The organism is Pseudomonas sp. S37 (assembly GCF_016658545.1).
Lineage (GTDB): Bacteria > Pseudomonadota > Gammaproteobacteria > Pseudomonadales > Pseudomonadaceae > Aquipseudomonas.
Genome location: NZ_JACVZC010000221.1, coordinates 1 through 1,708, shown reverse-complemented (window position 1 = coordinate 1,708; position 1,708 = coordinate 1). Strand labels below are relative to the sequence as shown.

Sequence of the window (1,708 nt, the reverse complement as noted above, 5' to 3'; positions counted from 1 at the left end):
TTGTAGGAGATTACCCAGCCCTCCCGGGCTGCGCTGTCGCGCAGCAAACATGGGGTGCATGACTTCAGATCTGCAGCTTCGCTGACATCTTGAAAAAGAAAAGGCAGTTGGCCCAATAGGGCCAGCTGCCTTTTGCTTTGTTAGGGTTCGTGTGCGCGGGACAGAGATCGTAGCCCGCACTGGTGTGTGTCCGCACACCCGCGTAGGAGAGTGATCCGCACGGTATCGGCGTGAAGTCCCTGTAGGCGTTAGCTGAATCAGCTAATAACCACGTATGAGAGAGTGAACCCTTTCGCCACCGTGTGCCCCGCGCGCCCCTATCCTCCGAGGATTCAGCATGTCGCGCAAGTCTTCCAAGCAACGCTTCACCGTCGTTCACCCCGATTGCGCTGCAATTGATGTCGGCGGCCGCGAACACTTTGTCGCGGTCGATCCCCGGCATGACGACCCTGTTCAATCGTTCACATCTTTCACTGATGACCTGCACAAAATGGCCGACTGGCTTGAAAGGCTGAGCATCAAGGTAGTCGCCATGGAGTCCACGGGCGTGTACTGGATTCCGATTTACGAGATTCTCAGCGAGCGCGGCTTCGACGTTTACCTCGTCAATGCCCGAACCACACGGCAGATCACTGGCCGCAAATCAGATGTGCTGGATTGCCAGTGGATCTGGCAACTGATGACCCACGGACTTTTACGAGGCGCCTTCCGCCCTGACGATCTGACCTGCTGTGTCCGGTCGCTGGTCAGGCAGCGGGCCTCGAAAGTGAAAGATCAGGCCCAGACATTGAACCGGATACAGAAGGCCCTGAGCCAGATGAACATCCAGTTAGCCAATGTCATCAGTGATATTTCCGGCGTAACTGGCATGAAGATTTTGCGAGCGATCGTGGGTGGTGAGCGAGATCCAGTACAGCTGGCCGAGTTTACCGACCGTCGCATCAAAGCAGGCAAAGAGGCAGTCGCTCGTAGTCTGCATGGCAACTGGAGGCGAGAGCATGTGCATGCGCTGACTCAGGAGTTGGCAGCTTACGACTTTCTGGAGCAGCAAATCGCCGAGTGTGACGCGGCTATAACCACTGCTCTAGAGCAGTTGCCGGTGTTGGAAAGTAAGCCCCAGGAATCCAATAAAGCCTTACGTAGCCCACATCGAAGCGGCGTACAACAGACAACCTTGCACCAAGCACTGTGGAAAGTTCTGGGGATCGACCTGACTGCAATTCCGACCATTGGAGTGGATACCGCACTGGTGCTGGCGGGCGAGATCGGATCGGATTTGTCACGGTTCCCGTCATCGCAGCACTTTTGTTCCTGGTTGGGGCTGGCACCACCCACGCGCATTTCTGGCGGTCACCGGCTGGCAGGAGGAGGACCAAAAATAATCAATCGAGCAGCCCAAGCACTCAAGCAGGCAGCCTCCAATGCTCGGAATGACAAGGGATTCATCGGCGCATCGCACAGAGCCAGGCTGACCAGAATGGATACCAGTTGCGCAATCAAAGCAACGGCACATCAGTTGGCAAGGCTGGTTTACAACCTACTGACCCAAAAGAAAGCTTATGTTGAAAAAGGCCTGGAAGAGTTTGAAGCCAGGAGCCAAGAGCGACAGCTCCGGGCTTTGCATCGCAAAGCCCGGAAAATGGGATATCAAGTGGTGGCTGTCTGAGGCTTATAAATCAATGGGTTGCGTTTTGTTTGATGAGAGCGG

General features: G+C 55.4%; 1 protein-coding gene. It reads left to right on the top strand.

Annotated features, from left to right (window positions below; translation table 11 throughout):
* Positions 1-337: 337 nt before the first annotated feature.
* Positions 338-1,666 carry an IS110 family transposase gene (locus tag IAE39_RS29370; RefSeq protein ID WP_201207950.1) on the top strand — a complete coding sequence of 443 codons (1,329 nt, stop codon included), beginning with the start codon at positions 338-340 and terminating at the stop codon, positions 1,664-1,666.
* Positions 1,667-1,708 lie beyond the last annotated feature (42 nt).